Source organism: Cryobacterium sp. 10S3 (assembly GCF_034344045.1).
GTDB lineage: Bacteria > Actinomycetota > Actinomycetes > Actinomycetales > Microbacteriaceae > Cryobacterium > Cryobacterium glucosi.
This window is the reverse complement of sequence record NZ_CP133773.1, coordinates 2,665,581-2,682,008: the sequence shown is the minus strand read 5'-3', so window position 1 is coordinate 2,682,008 and position 16,428 is coordinate 2,665,581. Positions and strand designations below refer to the sequence as shown.

Genomic DNA, 16,428 nt, shown 5'->3' with positions numbered 1-16,428 from the left:
CGTCAGCCCTTGCTGTCGTCGTACTGCTCGAGCACGGCCTGCTCGTATTCGTACTCGGCTGCCTCGGCCGCGGCCTTCGCCTTGGTCACCCGCTGGCTGATCGCGTGCTCCGACTTCTCCAACCGGCGCGCCTCGAGCGGGCTGGAGCTCTCAAGGAGGTCCTCGAGGGTGTCCGGGTCGAGGTGCATGGCCTCGATCGCATCGGCCTCCGACCGGGCGACGGCCGCCTTGCTGCGCAGCAGTCGCACCCGCGCATCCTTCGCGTCCTGCCGCTTCGCCGCCTCGGCGTTCGCAATGTCCTCGTCACTCCCGAAGCGTTCGATGCGCTTGTCCTGGCCAGTGTCACTCATGATGCCTCCCCGTCTCCGTGGCATCGTAGCGCGGCAGCGGCGATGGGGAAACGGCCCCGAGCGGGTGACGCCGGGTCGGGTGGCGCCGGGCGTCAGTGTGGAGTGGGTGGTGTGGCTGTCGCCGGTCCAGCGGGCGTCAGCGGCGCTGGTTGCCTCGGCCGCTGGTCCAGAGCCAGCGGGCCCTGGCGGTGGCGATTCCGCCGGCGGCGAGGGCGACGATCGCCACCGGAACCGCCACGCTTACGAAGGCGTTGTGGTTCACGGCGTTGAAGTAGAGAACCCCGAGGGCGATCGCACAGCAGACGAAACCGGCGATCCCGCACATCGAAAATGTCCAGTCCTTGAGGCTGCGCATGGCTCAGGCCTCCACGGAGAACTGGGCGAGTTTCGCGCGCAGGTCGGCGTCGCTCGGCTCGACGAGGTGGCTCGCGTCGGGGAACACGATCACGGGGATCCGGGTGCGTCCACTGATCGCGTGGGCGCGGTCGGCGCCGTCCGCGACGGCCTCGAGGTCGACGTAGTCGTAGTCGAGTTCGAGTCCGTCGAGCACCTTCTTCGAGCGGCGGCAGTCGCCGCACCACTCCGCGCCGAACAGGGTGATGCGGGGGTCGAGGGGCACGGATGCTGTCGCTGCGGTCATCCGCCGATCTTACGTGGCCGCGCTGGGTATCCGTCTGCAGGGACGGACAGGGGCGGATCATAGGTTCGCCCTTTTTGGGCTCTCCTGACGTTACCGTGGGTGGTTTCCGAGCGCCTTAACGAGTGCACGCCGCTCTCCGTCTAGGTTTCTAACTGACAAAGGCAAGAAACACAGGGACGAGAAAACGGCGTGCAAAACTCAACACTATGGCGGACTCTGCTCGGAGTCGACAAAACCATCGTCGAAGCGGTCGATCTCGACGCGGATACGGGCATGCTGGTCGCGTCGGTGCGCCCAACGGCATCGATGCGGAACCGGTGCGGGGCCTGCCGGAAGCGCTGCCCGCGCTACGACGCCGGTGACGGGCGGCGCCGCTGGCGATCCCTGGACGCCGGCTCGGTGCAAATCCACTTAGAAGCTGCGGCGCCGCGGGTGAGCTGCCGGGTGCATGGCGTGACGGTCGCCGCCGTGCCGTGGGCCCGGCATCAGAGCGGGCACACTTTGTTCTTCGATGACCAGGTCGCGTGGCTGGCCACGCAAACATCCAAGTCCGCCATCACCGTGCTGATGCGCATCGCGTGGCGCACCGTGGGCGCGATCATCACCCGGGTTTGGGCAGATACGGAGAAGCAGTTCGACCAGTTCGCGGGCCTCACCCGGATCGGGATTGACGAGATCAGTTACAAGCGCGGCCACAAGTACTTGACCTGCGTCGTGGACCACGATTCTGGCCGTCTCGTCTGGGCGGCACCAGGCCAGGACAAGGCCACCCTCGAGACGTTTTTTGATGCGTTGGGGCCGGAGCGTTCGGCACTGATCACGCATGTTTCCGCGGACGGTGCGGCCTGGATCGCCAGTGTTGTCGCGGAACGAGCGCCGAACGCTGTTCGCTGCGCTGATCCGTTCCACGTCGTGAAATGGGCCACCGAGGCCCTCGATGAAGTCCGCCGGGGCGCGTGGAACGAGGCCCGCAAAGCCGCCCGGCACAACGATGCCCGACGCACTCGCGGCCGGCCCCCAGCCGACGCCCCGGCACGCCCAGACAGCGCCCGGGCGACGGGCATCAAGAACTGCCGATACGCGCTTTGGAAGAACCCGGAAAACCTGACCGAGAAGCAACAAACGAAGCTCGCCTGGATCGTGCAGACCGACCCCCGGCTGGCTCGGGCGTACTACCTGAAGGAAGGCCTCCGTGTGATCTTCAAACTGCCTCTCGAGGAAGCGACCGAAGCTCTCGACAAATGGGTTGGTTGGGCTCGCCGCTGCCGCATCCCGTCCTTCGTGAAACTGCAGAAGAGCATCGTGAAACACCGCACCGCGATCCTGGCCTCCATCGAGCACAGCCTCTCCAACGGCCGCGTCGAATCCATGAACACCAAGATCCGCCTCATGACCCGCATCGCGTTCGGCTTCAAATCACCCGAGGCCCTCATCGCCCTCGCAATGCTCAGCCTCGGCGGGCACAAACCCGTGCTTCCCGGCCGGGACTAACCCACGGAAGAGTCAGGAGAGCCCCTTTTTGGGGCTTTTTTCCGGCCGAATCGGGCCGGGTGCCCTGTTATGTTCGAAAGAGCGACAGACAGTCGGGGGGCTGAAGGTGGACTCGAAGGCGGCAGCACCGGAGGTGCGGGCATCTTCGGCAGCGCCCGTTCGCAGTACCGCACCGACGCCCGCACCGACACCCGCACCGTATTCGACGGCGGCACTCCTCGCCGCGTGCGAACTCTCGCGCGCCGACGGCCGGCACCTGGACGGCGCGGCGCAGGCCGAACAGGTGCTCGCGACCTTCGGGATCACCCCGGCCGAGTGCGCGCAGGCCCGCGAGCTGCTCGCACTGCACCGGTTGCGGCTGGGCGAGGTCGAGGCATCCGTTCGTCACGGGCTGCTCGCCCTCGAATACCTGGTCGACACGGGCGAACTGCTGCGGCAGTCGCAGGTGCACTGCACCCTGGCGCTCGCGTTCCATGAGTCCGGCCTGCACGAACCCGCGCTGCGCCACGTGCTCGGCGCGCTCTCCGCGGCGCGGGCGAGCGGCAGCAAGCTCGCCGAATTCTGGGCGCTCAGCCGGTCCTCGATGGTGCACGTGGGTATGGCCGACGCGCAGCGCGCCCTCGAACTGGGCCGCCAGGCGCTCGACCTGTCGCGGCTGCTCGAGGACGCCGAGGCCAGATTCGCCGGACTCAACAACCTCGGCGACACCTGCCTCGAGCTCGCCAAGACCCAGAGCGCCCAGGGCCTCGACCCGGCGGATGCCCTCCGAGAGGCACTCGACAATGTGCAGCAGGGCGCGGCGCTCGCCCAGGGCCAGGGACACGTCTTCTGGGAGACGATCGCGCGCACCAACCTCGTGAGCATCCTGATCGAGCTCCGCCGGTACGGCGAAGCGCGCGAACAGGTCGGGCTGTCCAAGCGCCTCGCGGCGGCGAACGGCTACCGGAATCTCGAACTCGACAATGACGCCCAGCTCGCCGAGCTCCTGCGTGCAGAGGGACGCATTGACGAGGCGACCGCGATGATGGTCGCCCAGCTGGCCGATCCCTTCATCGAGGACGATCCCGCGCGGCTCACCCGGCTGCATCGTGCGCTCGGGGAGATGTACAAGGAGCGCGGCCACTTCAAGTTCGCCCTCGACCACGCCGAAAAGCTGCACGAGCTGACCCTGCGCCTCACTCGGCAGACGGCGGGGCTGCAATCCCGGATGCTGATCAACACTCTCGAGATCGAACAGGCCCGCCACGAGACGGAGCGGTCGCAGCTCGAAGCACAGGTGCTGCGCATCCGTGCGGAGAAGCTCGACCAGCAGGCCCACACCGACCCGCTCACCCTGTTGCCGAACCGGCGAGCGCTCGACCGGCAGTTGCCCGCGCTGATGCGCCGGGCGCACGACCGCGCGCAGCCGCTCTGCGCGGCGATGGTGGACCTCGACCACTTCAAACGGGTGAACGACGCGCACGGGCACGCCACGGGCGACCGGGTGCTGGCCGCGATGGGCACGATCCTGACGGCTGCCATCCGCGACAGCGACCTCGCGGTACGGCTCGGCGGCGAGGAATTCCTGCTGGTGTTCGGCGACGCGACCCCGGCCGACGCCGCGAAGGCCTGCGAGCGCCTGCTCGATGCGGTGAGTGGCTTCCGCTGGGACGACGTCGCCCCGGGCCTGCGCTGCACCGTGAGCATCGGCCTGGCCGTGCGGAACACCGGCGAACGCACCGCCCACTGGCTCGCCCGCGCCGACAAGGCCCTCTACGAGGCCAAGCGCGCCGGCCGCAACCGCGTCGAGTCCGCCCCGCAGTAGCCGTGAGGTGTCGCACATCGACGTTTGAGGGCACTAGGAAGGTCGATTTGCGACACCTCACGGGGTGGTCGAGTGGGCGAGTGGGCGAGCGGATGCCAGCGTGGCGGCTAGTGGGAGCCGGGGCGGAGGAGGCCGGCGGGGGTGAGGGTGAGGCGACCGGAATCCAGGGCGAGTCCCAGGGCCGCGTCGAGACGGATGCCGACGGTTCCGCGGGTGCTCCGCCCGCCGAAGAAGGCGAGGGCCTCCCGCTTGAGCTCAGTGTCGTCGATGCCGGCGGCGGCCTCGGCCGCGAGGCGCATCGCGTTCGCGATCTCCACGAGCGGCACGTGCTCGAGGGATCGGGTGACGCCGGGCGGGGTGCGTCGGGCGCCCTGCCAACCGGTCGGGTCGATCGACTCGGGCCAGTAGAACGGCTCGTCGGCGCCGAGCGTCAAGTCCGCGGGCACGCACCGCACGATGGATGCCGCCCGCGCCTGGTTCACCCGGTCGAGCCCGAACGCCCCTGCCACGAGCTTGGTCAGCCGGGCGCTGTGGATCGGCCCCTCGGCCGTGACCGCCGCACGAATCGCGGACTGCACGTTCGCCGCGGCCGCGGTCCGCGGCAAGGCGTCGAGCACGTCGACCGTGCCGAGACGCCCGGGGGACCACTCGGCGTAGTCGAGCGCGAGGTAACTCGTGGTCGCACTCGTGTTGGCCAACGGTACAGTCGGGGCGGACACCGCGCGGGATGCGACGAGTACCTCGGGTGCATCCCGTGGCGTTTCGGTGATGGTTGCTGCGGGCTCGACGCCCGCGGGGAGGTCCAGCTCCCTGGCCACGTCGGCCGCGGCTGCAGCTTCAGTCGCGGCCTCGACCGCCCCCGCGAGCCGGGCGACCGTCTCGTCGCGGTGGTGCAGCCACTCGGGCAGCCAGACCCGCTCGACGCCCGGCCAGCGCATGATGCCCTGCAGCACGTCCACGGGCAGGCCGTCGCGGTCGGAGACCGTGCGCCGCGCACGCCAGTTCGGCCCGTCGAGCAGCACCGCGACGAGCGGCCGACCCGGGTCCGTTGCCGAGGCGAGGCTGAGGTCTACCCGGAAGTCGGAGAGCCCGACGTCGGTCTGCACGACGTGCCCCGCGGCGCGGAGTGCGGCCGCGATGTCGTCGCGGTGCCGGTCCACGGTGGACGTGCGGCGGACATCCGTGCTCAACGCCTCGGCGCCCGCCATCTCGAGGTAGGCCTTGAGGTGTTTGATGCCGACCGAGCTGGTGTCCTGGGCGCGCAGCACTGCCGGGTCGAAGCTCGCATAGAGCACCACCTGTCGCCGCGCACGGGTGATCGCCACGTTGAGGCGGCGCTCGCCGCCCGCCCGGGAGAGCGGCCCGAAGTTGAGCGGGACGACACCCTTCTCGTTCGCGCTGAACGCGATCGAGAAGAGGATGCTGTCGCGCTCGTCGCCCTGCACATTCTCGAGGTTCTTGACGAAGAGGCCATCGATCTCGTCCAGGGCGAGGGCGATGCGCTCGTCCTCGCTGTCGCGGAGCAGGTTCTCGATGAGGTTGCGCTGCTGGGCGTTGAAGGTGATCACGCCGACCGAGGGGGAGACCCCGGGCGAGGCCTGGAAGCGGCGCTCGATGTCGTCGACGATCGCGCGGGCCTCGACCGGGTTGGTGCGAAGCGCCGTGCCGCGCCCCGACCGCTCGAACTGGCCGTCGACGCGCACGAGGGAGACGCCGTGGTCGGCGATGGCGCTCGACGCGGGCGCCGGGAACGACGACAGCCGGCTCTCGTAGTAGTAGTGGTTGCTGAACGCGATGAGTGACTCGTCCTGGCTGCGGTAGTGCCACGACAACCACTTGCTCGGCACCCGCGCCTGCACGCACTCGGTGAGGATCGACTCCTCGTCCGCGACCGCACCGAGCAGGCCGTCGTCGCCGTCGAAACCGGCGTCACCCTCGTCGTCGATGTTCGCGCTCGTCTCGGCGAAGCTCGTCGGCGGCATCTGCTTGCTGTCGCCCACCACGACCACGGACGCCGCCCGTCCCATCGCCCCGATCGCATCCGCCACCCGGATCTGCGAGGCCTCGTCGAACACGACGATGTCGAACAGGGCCGCGTGAGCGGGGAAGAACCGGGCGACGGATTCCGGGCTCATCAGGGTGCACGGCATCACCTGGGTGATCAGGTCGCCGTAGTTCTCGAGTAGCGCGCGCACGCTCATGCCGCCGCGCTGCCGGTCGAGCTGGCGGCGCAGGCCGCCGACCTGCCCAGAGGCCAGGTTCGTGTCGAAGCGGCGGAGGCCGAGCACCTCGGCCGGGATGGCCCGGGGGAGTTCGCCGCGCACCGCGTGCGTGCTCGCGGTGAACCGCGTGATCGTTTTGCTGTGCGCCACGAGGTTGAAGTCGCCGAGGGCGGTCGCGTCCTCGCGTTCGGTGATCGAGGCGATGGCGAGGCCCTTGTCGAACGCGAGCGCGGCATCTTCGGCCGGGATGCTGCCGGCCAGCAGCGCGGCGCGGGCGTCGGTGAGCCCGTGGCGCCGCAGCGGCTCGAGGTGACGCACGAGGGCGAGCCAGCGTTCGAGCACGACGGGCTGGGAGGACTCGACCGTGCGCGCGGCCCGGGTCGCCCACCAGCGGGCGATGAAGCCGAGGTCGCCGGCCCAGCGGGCGCGGTCGGCGGGCTGCACGTCGGCGGCGGTGTCGAGGGTCTGCCAGGCCGCGGCGAGGGCGGTGAGCGGCTCCTGGCCGGCGCCGAGCGGGGTCGAGGAGTAGTAGGCGCGCAGGTCGGCGGTGTGGGTGGGTACCTCTGCTGCGGCCGCGGGCGCGCGCCGGTTGAGCGCGTCGCCGAGCCAGCCGAGCCAGGCCAGGCCGGTCGCGAGGTCCTCGGCGTCGGCCGGCACGAACGGGTTCCACCGCGCGTCCACGAGCGGCACCGGCAGGGTGAGTGCGGCGTCGCGCAGGCCCTGCGCTTCGGCGTGCGCGGCGGCGAGGGCCGCGGTGAGCGTCGAGAGCGTCTTGAGGGGCACGGCCTTCTCCGGGGCGGATGCCGCGTCGCCGGTGAGCGCATCGGCGACCTGCGCGAGCACCGCGCGGCGCTTGGCCTTGCGGCCGAAGAACCCGGCGGCATCCGCGGCGAGGGCCGCCGCGTGGATCCCGGGCACGTCACGGGAGAGCACGGTCGGCGCGACCCGGGTCAGCCAGTCCGGACGCGACGCCCGCAGCGCCGTGAGGTGCTTCTCGAGGCCGGCGATGAAGGCCCGCCACTCGGGGGTGTGCAGGGTGTCGACCGCGCTGACGGGGTGCCGGGGCGCGGCGGCGAGGTCGCGCCATTCCCCGGCGAGGGCGGCCGAGGGCATCCGGTTCAGGGTGTCGAGGTCGAAGCCGGCGGCTTGCCCCGCGAGGAGGGCGTCGTCGAAGGCGCGCCCGGCCGCGTGGATCGCGGCGGTGCGCAGCGCGATGGCGATGCCGGTCGACGGCGACGAGCCGGCGGCCAGGGACTCGGCACCGGCGGCACCAGCGGTCGAGACGCCGCCGGAGGACGGACCGGTGGAGACCGTGCCGACGGCGCGGGCCGCCCGCACCGCCTCGGCGGCGGACTCGGCCGTGCCGGACCCGGCGCCGGCTCCGCGCCCGAGCCGCTCGTCGACGAAGCCCCAGGGGTGCGCGGCGCTCGGCCGGGCGAGGTCGGACACCTCGGGCAGCTGCCGCAGCACGTGCCGCAGCTCGTCGAACACGGGAGCGGGGGACCCGCCCACGAGCGGGCCGGGGATGACGAGCGGCTCGACCGAGGCATCCGCTGCGAGGGCGTGGGTGCGGGCGGAGTAGAGGGAGAGGCCGGCCGCGTTGGACTCGTGCAGCCGGTCGGCGTAGCGGGCGAGGGTGCCGCGGCTGGCGGCGGCGGCCTCGCGGTTCGCGGCGAGGGCGGCGAGGTCGGGGTCGATGTGCAGCTCGAGGGCCGCCTTGATCTGGGCGCGCACGGCGGCGGGGCGGGCGCCCTTGTCGTGGAGGTCGAGGGAGAAGTCGCCGAGTCCCACGCTTTCGAGGCGTTTCTTCACGACGTCGAGGGCGGCGCGTTTCTCGGCGACGAAGAGCACGCGCTTGCCGTCGGCGAGGGCGCGGGCGAGCAGGTTGGTGATGGTCTGCGACTTGCCGGTTCCGGGCGGGCCTTCGAGCACGAAGGTGCGGCCGGCCGTGGCCTCGGCGACCGCCTCGAGCTGAGAGGAGTCCGCCGGCACCGGCACGGAGCCGCCGAGCGCGTCGAGGTCGACGGGCGAGCCGGGCGTGCCGACTGAGACACCCGTACCGCCCGAGGCGGAACCCGTCGGAGACGCCGTCGGCTGCGCCAGGCTCCACGCCCCGCCCCCGCCGGCGCCCGCCGCGGCGACCGGGTCGGCATAGGCATCCAGCGGCGTGTTGATCAGATGCGCGACGAGACTGTTCTGCGACAGCGCCTCCCAGTTCTCGTCGAGGTCCTTCCAGAGCCGGAACTTCGCGAACTGCAGAATGGAGAGCTCCACGGTCTCCTCGACCCGGAACGGCAGCCCGGCCTCCGCGATCGCCTCCCGCACCGCAGTGAACGCGGCGCCGAGGTCGATGCCCGAGGCGTCCTCCCCGGGGGCCGAGAGCCCGGCGATCTCGAGCCCGAAGCTCGCCCGCAGCTTCTCGAGCAGGCAGTAGTTCGGCGTGGACGCCCCGGCCTCGTCGATCGTCAGCCGGTACGAGGAGCCGCGGCTCGCGCTTGTCATGTTCACCGGGATCAGCACGAGCGGCGACCGCAACTCCCGGTCGTTGAACCGCCAGTGCAGCATCCCGAACGTGAGGTAGAGGTTGTTCGCGCCGGTCTCCTCCACGATCGTGCGGGCCTTGTTGGCGAGGTAGCGCAGCTTGCTCGTGTACGACGCCTCCGTGATATCCACGAACGCGCCCTTCTTGTCGGCGAGCATCAGTTCGCGGGTCTGCTCGGGCAGGTCCTTCCCGAAGCGGATGCCCCTGGCCCGATCCACGTTCGGCACCGCGTCGGCCGGCACGAGGGTGATCGGCGTGCCGGCGTTGATGGCGTCCTCGAGGCGGGCGACGGCCGGCCCCGGCACGAAGAGCGGGTAGCCGGACCGGTCGGTGTAGTTGATCAGCTTGTTGCGCAGGCTCAGGTCGAGCAGCGCGTTCTTCCACTGGGTGACCCGCGGCGGCACCGGGGTCGCTTCGGGAGCGTTCGAAGCAACCGCCGACCCATCCCGCGCATAATACGGAGCGATGACCGGACCGGCCCCCGCCTGGTACACCGTCACGGTGACCGCGCCGTCGGGCCCGACGGAGCGGCTCGGCAGCGGCCAGATCCGCGACTGCCGCGCGGTGCGCACGTCGGTCACGCCCAGGAACTTCTCCAGTCCCGCGGCGAGGTATTGCGTGTGCGGGCTCCGCCGCGCCTCCGCGAACGGCATCGACGCAGACCCGCCCGTGACACCCGTCGTTTCAACGAGCCCGATCGAACCGAGGTCGACGAGGTTGACGATGTCGGCGACATCCGTGTGGGCGACGGCGCCGAGCGCCGAGTCGACCCGCCAGTAGCCGAGGAAGATGTGCCCCTCGAGCAGCCAGAGCGTGGAGTTGAGGCCGGCCTGTTCGAGGGCGGCGGCGAGGGTGACGGTGGTGTCGAGGCAGGTGCCGAGCCGGCCCTCGAGCACCTCGGCGGGCGTGCGCACCTTCTGCCCGGTTGTGCCCCAGCTCGCCGGCGGCATCGCGTAGCGGATGTCCCGGGCGGCCATCGCGTCGTAGATCGCCTCGACCACGGCGTCGACCCGCTCGGGGCTCTCGGACTGGTACCCGCTGAGCGCGGAGTCCCCGGTGCGCTGCTGCAGCAGGTCGCTCGCCTCGACGAGCAGCGGGGCGATCGCGGCGGCATTGGGCTGCACGTGCGCGGCGAGGAGTTCGAGGCCGAGGTGCAGGGGAGTGGCGATCCACTGGCTGGACGCGAGGATCTGCACCTCCGCACTCGTCTCGGCGAGCAGGGTGCCTGCGGCGTCGCGCAGGGTGGCGCGGATCGACCCCGGCCGCTGCTCCTCCACCGCGAGCATGAGCGCCGGGTCGAGCACGAGCTCGACGGTGCGCAGGGTCGTGCTCTGCCCCGCGCCGAGGTCCACGATGACGACCCGTGGGGCGCCGAGCGACCCGGAAGCGCTCGTCACCTCGACCTCAAGGGTTGCCGCGCGCTGCTCCCCTGCGAGGTTCTCGATCACGATCTCGTCGACGACCGGAACCCGGCAGTGCGCCATTGCATAGGAGAGGAACGGCACCGAGCTGATCCCGATGCGGGCGGCTGCCGCGGCTGCGGCAGCCGGGGCACCTGCGGTCACGGCCGTAGTGGCTTCAGCACCTTCGGTCTCAGAGTCAATCTGGTCCACGGATTCCCCTTCGTGCAGCGAGGCGTCACGGCGACACTGACAGTCGCCGGATCACGTCGAAGCGCTGACCCGATTGTAGGGGGTGGGTCTGACACCGTCGCCGATGCCGCTGGACTGTCGGCCGCCTTGCACCCCGGCAACTCATTCGCTCGCTGCTCCACGCTCGTGAGGTGTCGCACATCGATGTTCGCAGGTGCCGCGAAGGTCGATCTGCGACACCTCACGGCGCCTGGGTCTTCGTGGAAGCCGGTGTCTAACTGATCAATCGGTAGGCGATGAAGGTGATCCCGACAATGCCCACGACAAGGCCGAGGATCGCGGTACCCCGGCCCGTGATCCGATTGGAACCGCTCAATTCGTTCGCTCGCGCCAGGCCGATCGAGGAAAACACGATTCCAAGAACGCTGAGGATGCCGAACGGGTTGATGAGCATGCCGACAAGGGACAGGACGGCGCCCGTGTAGGCGAACGAATTGGTCCGCCGGACGATGCGATCCCTCTCCGTCCGATTCGGCTGTGATTGAAACTGGGTGCCGCCGCCCTGGCCGCGGTTGGCCATCGGCACGTATGGCGCCGGTGCGTACACGATGGGCGGGGCTGGTGCCTCCGCTGGAGTGGGCGGGGGAACGGGGGCCGGCATCCGGTCGCGTTGTTGCTCTGACCAGCTGACACCGTTCCACCATCTCAATTGCTGAGTGTCGTTCGGGTCGTTGTACCATCCGGCTTCGGGCGCGGTCACGGGGTCTCCTTGCGAATAGGTGTACCGTCCTCGATCCGCTCAGCGTTTGAGGTTTGGTACACGATTCATGCCTATCAGGTCAACGAAGACCAGTGGCATGTGGCTGGCTTGCCTGGCGAAATTTCCCCCCGCAGTGGGGTCGAGGGCTGCCGCACACGAAGCGCGCATGGCGCCCCAAGGCCTTACCTGACTAGAAATGCAGCCGGTCCACCAGAGCCTGCAGCGACTCCTGGAGGGAGGCGAAGCCCGTAGGCTTCAGCTCCAGCGTGGCCTCGTTCAGGTACACGTCTCGACGGATCTCGAGCATGACCGAGCTGACCCGCGCATCCGTTTGGTAGTGCGTGAGCGGCACGTAGGCGCCGGCGAAGGGCGTGTTCGCCCGAGTCTCGAGGCCGGAGAAGCTTTCGGCAACCGCGCCGAGCAGGGCGGCGGATGCGTGGAATGGGTCCGATCCTACGCAGAGCGGTGCGCGAAACCCGCCGCCGTGCAGCTCATAGGGCAGTTCATGCTCGGGGTAGGAATGCACGTCGATGATCACAGCCCGCCCGTGGAGCGCCAGAGTGACGTCGACGAGCGCGGTGAAGCGGGCCGAGTACTCGGCGAAGTAAGCGAGCAGTGGTTCTCGGTCGCCAGCGGTCACGCGGCGAATTAACTGGCGGCGAGATCCGTGCGTGTAGAGCACGCCCATGCCCACCGCGTTCATCTCTTCGCTGTCGCCTGGGAACCTCTCCACGTCGACGGCGAAGCGGGACAGCCCGTTGATGACCGCGCTCGCACCGGTGACCGACTCGACCAGAACGTCCGTGAAGTGGTCGGTCATGATGTCTTTCTCCGCCTCCAACTCGGCAGGGGAGATGACGTAGGAGTACAGGTATTCCGCAGGGATGGCCCGACCGCCGTGGGGTGAGTGCAGGATCACCGGTGACGTCGCCGAGTTATCGGTCACGCGGAACAGTGCGGTCTCACTGTGGATGGTCATCGTGTGCCTCCAGGCCGTGGCGCTCCCGGTCGGAAGTAGTTCAGGGTCTCAGGCGCCAGTGGCATTCGGGATTCCTCCTCCTCATCTGCATCGCGCACTGTCCGGCCTGGGACCCCAGCGAGAGGTGACACCGCTCATTGCTCGTCGTCGAAGGACTCTCAAAGACCTAAATTGGAAACCATGAATCGGGACGAGTTTCACGCGTCAAATCTCACCTCACAGGAGCTTCTCCAGCAGTATGCGGGCATTCTCGGTGAGCTGCGCGCCCGAGGTGTCATTCGCACTCTCAATGCGCCCGCAGGCGATTTGGCGGAGACTCTTACTGCCCGCGCCTACCGGGGTGAATTGGCGCCGAATAGTGAAAAGAGCTGGGATGTGCGGGCTGCTGATGGCCGTCTTCTCCAGGTGAAGTCCCGCGTGATTGCCGCGAGTGCGCGGTCCAAACCTATACAGTTCTCCGTCTTCCGCTCCTGGGACTTCGACGCAGCAGTGTTCGTTGCGATTGCGGCGGAATCCTATGGGGTTCTCGGGGCTTTCGAAGTGCCGTCTGAGGTCGTGAGCGCGAGGGCGGGCAAGGCCTCATGGGTTAACGGCGAGATAGTCACGCTTTCACTTACGGGTCTCGCGGCCCTGAGCGATTGTATCGATGTCACCACTAGGCTCCAGAACGCCCTCGAGTCGTTGGACCTGCCGGTTTCGCTCGCAGAATGATCTCAGGCAACGAACTTCTCCCAGCGGAGTGCCAATCCGTCCCGCGACGGCCGATCTTTGGCGCGGCCCGGCAGCACCAGTGACCTCCCATGCATGTTCTGTAGCCCGTATCGGAGCATCGGACCGTCTACCTCATCAAGCAGTGCACCATTGATCCTCACCTCATAGTCGGGGGTGATGCCCATCAGATTGCGATCGTAGGAGGCATGGTGGATCTTGCAGAGCGCCATCCCGTTGGTCACCACGGCGAGGCCCGCGATATCGGAATCTTCAACAATGTGAGCAGCGTCAAGTAGCTCTGCATGCTTGAGCTGACACACCGCGCACGTACTGGCATAGGCGTGCATGATACGGGCACGAAACGCGGGTTGATGAAGTCTCTGGCGCACCGCTCGTTCGGCATACCGTCGCTCGTCCCCTGTCATGTGCAAAGGGTCGCCGAAGAAGCGCATCGACTCTTCAAGCGCAATCAGGAATGTGCGATTGACCTCATCGTCAGCGACGACATATGCGGGGTAGTGTGCGACGAATACGCCGGGGCGTACTCCCTCGAAATACACCAGTGGTACTCGCTGATCGAGCGCTCGTCTAAGTTTCACGTTGTCACCTCCCTCTCGCGATTGGTAGGCGTAGTGCACGAAACCGTCCGGGCTGGTGACGTCGTCATAGACGCCTTTGACGCCCGTCATGATCGTCAGGGTGGCGTCAAAGTCACGCGGATTTCGGATGCCCCGGCCGCGGTCCAGAAGTGGAATTGGGGTAACGCCGAAGTGGTACCCGGTCAACTCGTCCCGGGTGAGCTCGTATGCGCCCTGTCCCACTTTTTCATCTAGCCAACGAAACACGTCTTCGCGGATGATCAGCTGTTCCTCGGGAGAGTACATGATCTATGTCTAGCAGCACCGGTCACGGTCTTGAACGGCCTAGACGGGTCGATCGACGTGCCCCAGTACTTCAATATCCTTGTGCGCTACCTGTTGGTGTTGCTCTGCACGGAGGGTATCGACGTGATTCGGGCGCATTGTTCTGCAGCAATCCTGTCAGGTTCGCCGGGATGTTCACGCAGACGAGCCCTGCGCCGCGATGCAGCCGACCCACACGCCGTCGCGAGCTCGGGTGATACCCACGAACAGTTCGCGGCGGTCGCGCTCGTCGCGTTCGATCTGCGAATCGGTCCATCCAGCTCCGATGACGCCGGGGAACATCAGGCGTTCGGCAATCCAAGGCAGCAGCACCTGCTTGAACTCGAGCCCCTTGGCGCGCTTGATCGTGCCGACCTTCACGGCATCCGTCTGGCTACCGTCATATTTCGTGAGTTCGACAACGGGAATTCCCGCGGTGCGCAGAAGCATCAAAGTGTCACTCACCTGTCGAGTGGTGAAGCAGAGCACCCCCACGTCACCCCAGCCCACACTCACGCTCTGCGTGGCCCGGCGGACATGCTGCACCAGTTTGCCGTCGTGCTCGGTTCGGGTGCGCGCCCGGTCGAAGAGGGGACGTTCGCCGTGTCGCGGCGATGTGATCGCGGCGGCGCTGGCTGCGGTGCCTTCGATGTCGACGTAGCTGGCACCGTCGACGACGCGGACCGCCAGGGCGAGGACCTCGGCAGTGTTGCGGTAGTTCACGTCCATGACGACTCCGCGGCCGGCGACAGAGAGGCCGGCCTCGGCGAGGGTGTAGCCGCCGGGGTAGATGGTCTGTTGGCCGTCGCCGATCAGGGTGAAGGCGTCCGCACCGTCACCGGCCACGGAAGCGAGCATGCGGATCATGGCGCACGACAGGTCCTGCGCCTCATCGACAATGACGGCGGTGTACCCGACCATCGGCTTGGCGCGCAGAGCCGCTTCGGCGAGCAGGATCAGGTCAGCGTCGTCGTGCACTTCGCGAGTGCGCAGCAGCGATTCGTAGCACTGGTAGAGCTCCCAGACCGAGCGGCGCTGGTCGAGCGTGAGGCGGCGGCGCCGGCCGATGCGGGCACAGTCGGCGTACTCGTCGAAGGTGGTGAGACCGCGGCCCTTGATCACATTGTCGAGCTCCTCCCGCCAGTAACGGGAGTTCGTGTCGATTTTCGTCAGCGGGCCACAGGTCTGCTTGTAGGCCTCCTCGAATGACTGACCGGCCAGCTTGCGGTTGACGCGCACGTCGATGCCGCGCTCGTCGAGCACCTTGCGGGCGAATTGGTGCACGCCGCTGAACTCCACGCGACCCGCGACATCCGGGGCCATGCGGCCGAGCAGGTTGCTCAGAACATCGGGCAGAGTGCGCACGTATGTGGTCACGAGCACGCGGGCGTCCGCCTTGGAGCGTGCCAGGTACGCGGCACGGTGCAGCCCCACGACAGTCTTGCCGGTGCCGGCGGCCCCGCGGATGCGAGAGGGCCCGTTGAAACTACGGCGCACCAACTTGGCCTGGTCGGGATGCAGGAACGTCATCCACTCCTCCATCGGAGGGGCAAGGAGTCCCTCGAGGATCGCGGCCTCGATGTCGCTTTCGCTCGGGAGATGGTCCAGATCGAGAACTGGTTCCGGGCCGATGATCGGTTCGGGCAGGGTCACATCGACCGGTGCCGGCGCGCCGATCAAGGGAAAGCACGTGATCGCGGCGGCCAACACCTGCTCGACGGCGGACGCGGTCAGTCGCTGCCCTCGGCGTGCGATGTGGCGCACGATGTCACCTTCACCGACAATCTCGACTCCGCCGACCGACGCGCTGACGCCTTTGTGCCCGGCGAAAACGACCACAGGTCGCACCTCGCCCGGGGCGAGGCCGATCTCAGCCAGAGCCGCTTCCGTCTTCCAGGCGAGATCGGCCAGACCGTCGAACTCGTCGGTGACATCGGCTTGACCTCGAAATACCCGGCCCGCGGCGATGATCGGGTCCTTCCATGCCTTGGTGTCCACGATGAACAGGCCGCCCGGCCCGACGACGACCATGTCGACCTGAGCACGACGGCTGCCAGGCCACTGACGATCGGGCAGGAAGTGGTAGCCAGCCGCGGCGAGGGGGGCGAGAACGTGGGCGATGCGTTTTTCGCTGTCGGCGGCGGCGAAGTAGTTGGCGGCCTTGGCCCGTGAGGATTCAGCGGCGAGCGCGTGCGCTTCTGAGAGCGCCAGTTGCCGCGTCGCTTCGCTCCATGCCGATCCGCCTGCCGACATCCGCTCCCCCAAGCCTAGATACAGGCTGAGCTTATCGGCATGTTCGTGATCGGGGCGCACCCTCGCGGTGGGGAGGAGAAGGGGCGGCCGCTGCACCGCAAACTGACCACGCGCACACGGCGGCCGCCGATGCTCTGGTCGAGAGCGGAGTCGTCGAGAAGGTGCTAATCAACCTCTCGTGG

General features: G+C 68.4%; 11 protein-coding genes. 3 read left to right on the top strand and 8 right to left on the bottom strand.

Annotated features, from left to right (window positions below):
- Nucleotides 1-2: 2 nt before the first annotated feature.
- The 3 genes from RHM57_RS12455 to RHM57_RS12445 all read right to left on the bottom strand — a co-directional run bounded on the left by RHM57_RS12455 (nt 3) and on the right by RHM57_RS12445 (nt 990).
- The gene (locus RHM57_RS12455) at nt 3-350 is read right to left on the bottom strand and encodes a hypothetical protein (RefSeq protein WP_134449646.1); all 348 of its coding nucleotides are present in this window, start codon (nt 348-350) and stop codon (nt 3-5) included.
- Between the two features lie 136 nt (nt 351-486).
- Nucleotides 487-705, bottom strand: coding sequence for a hypothetical protein (locus tag RHM57_RS12450; RefSeq protein WP_134449645.1), 219 nt, complete (start codon nt 703-705; stop codon nt 487-489).
- Nucleotides 706-708: 3 nt separating this feature from the next.
- Nucleotides 709-990 (bottom strand): glutaredoxin family protein, encoded by a 282-nt coding sequence (locus RHM57_RS12445; protein WP_134449644.1) that lies wholly within the window; start codon nt 988-990, stop codon nt 709-711.
- 189 nt (nt 991-1,179) lie between these two features.
- On the opposite strand from RHM57_RS12445, the gene RHM57_RS12440 reads away from it, so the two are divergent.
- Together RHM57_RS12440 and RHM57_RS12435 are read left to right on the top strand one after the other, a co-directional pair.
- A complete protein-coding gene (locus RHM57_RS12440; protein WP_322135197.1) occupies nt 1,180-2,481 on the top strand; it encodes an ISL3 family transposase in 1,302 nt (433 codons plus the stop codon).
- A 106-nt stretch (nt 2,482-2,587) separates the two neighbouring features.
- Nucleotides 2,588-4,285, top strand: coding sequence for a GGDEF domain-containing protein (locus RHM57_RS12435; RefSeq protein WP_322140935.1), 1,698 nt, complete (start codon nt 2,588-2,590; stop codon nt 4,283-4,285).
- A gap of 107 nt (nt 4,286-4,392) precedes the next feature.
- Here the strand turns inward: RHM57_RS12435 and RHM57_RS12430 are convergent, their stop codons facing one another.
- From RHM57_RS12430 to RHM57_RS12420, 3 genes are all read right to left on the bottom strand, one after another.
- Nucleotides 4,393-10,662: a DUF3320 domain-containing protein gene (locus tag RHM57_RS12430; protein WP_322140934.1), complete on the bottom strand. Its 6,270-nt coding sequence runs from the start codon at nt 10,660-10,662 to the stop codon at nt 4,393-4,395.
- Nucleotides 10,663-10,915: 253 nt separating this feature from the next.
- Nucleotides 10,916-11,401, bottom strand: a complete 486-nt coding sequence (locus RHM57_RS12425; protein ID WP_322140933.1) for a DUF2510 domain-containing protein — start codon at nt 11,399-11,401, stop codon at nt 10,916-10,918.
- A gap of 190 nt (nt 11,402-11,591) precedes the next feature.
- Nucleotides 11,592-12,380, bottom strand: a complete 789-nt coding sequence (locus RHM57_RS12420; protein ID WP_322135314.1) for an N-formylglutamate amidohydrolase — start codon at nt 12,378-12,380, stop codon at nt 11,592-11,594.
- Between the two features lie 180 nt (nt 12,381-12,560).
- Here RHM57_RS12420 and RHM57_RS12415 point away from each other — a divergent pair, with 180 nt between their 5' ends.
- Entirely contained in the window at nt 12,561-13,091 is a 531-nt protein-coding gene (locus RHM57_RS12415; protein WP_322135315.1) for a DUF6998 domain-containing protein, read from the top strand.
- Nucleotides 13,092-13,093: 2 nt separating this feature from the next.
- Here RHM57_RS12415 and RHM57_RS12410 read toward each other — a convergent pair whose 3' ends face one another.
- Together RHM57_RS12410 and RHM57_RS12405 are read right to left on the bottom strand one after the other, a co-directional pair.
- Complete coding sequence (locus RHM57_RS12410; protein WP_322135316.1) at nt 13,094-13,975, bottom strand: HNH endonuclease; 882 nt, start codon at nt 13,973-13,975, stop codon at nt 13,094-13,096.
- A gap of 174 nt (nt 13,976-14,149) precedes the next feature.
- A complete protein-coding gene (locus RHM57_RS12405; protein ID WP_322140932.1) occupies nt 14,150-16,306 on the bottom strand; it encodes a nuclease-related domain-containing DEAD/DEAH box helicase in 2,157 nt (718 codons plus the stop codon).
- Nucleotides 16,307-16,428: the final 122 nt, after the last annotated feature.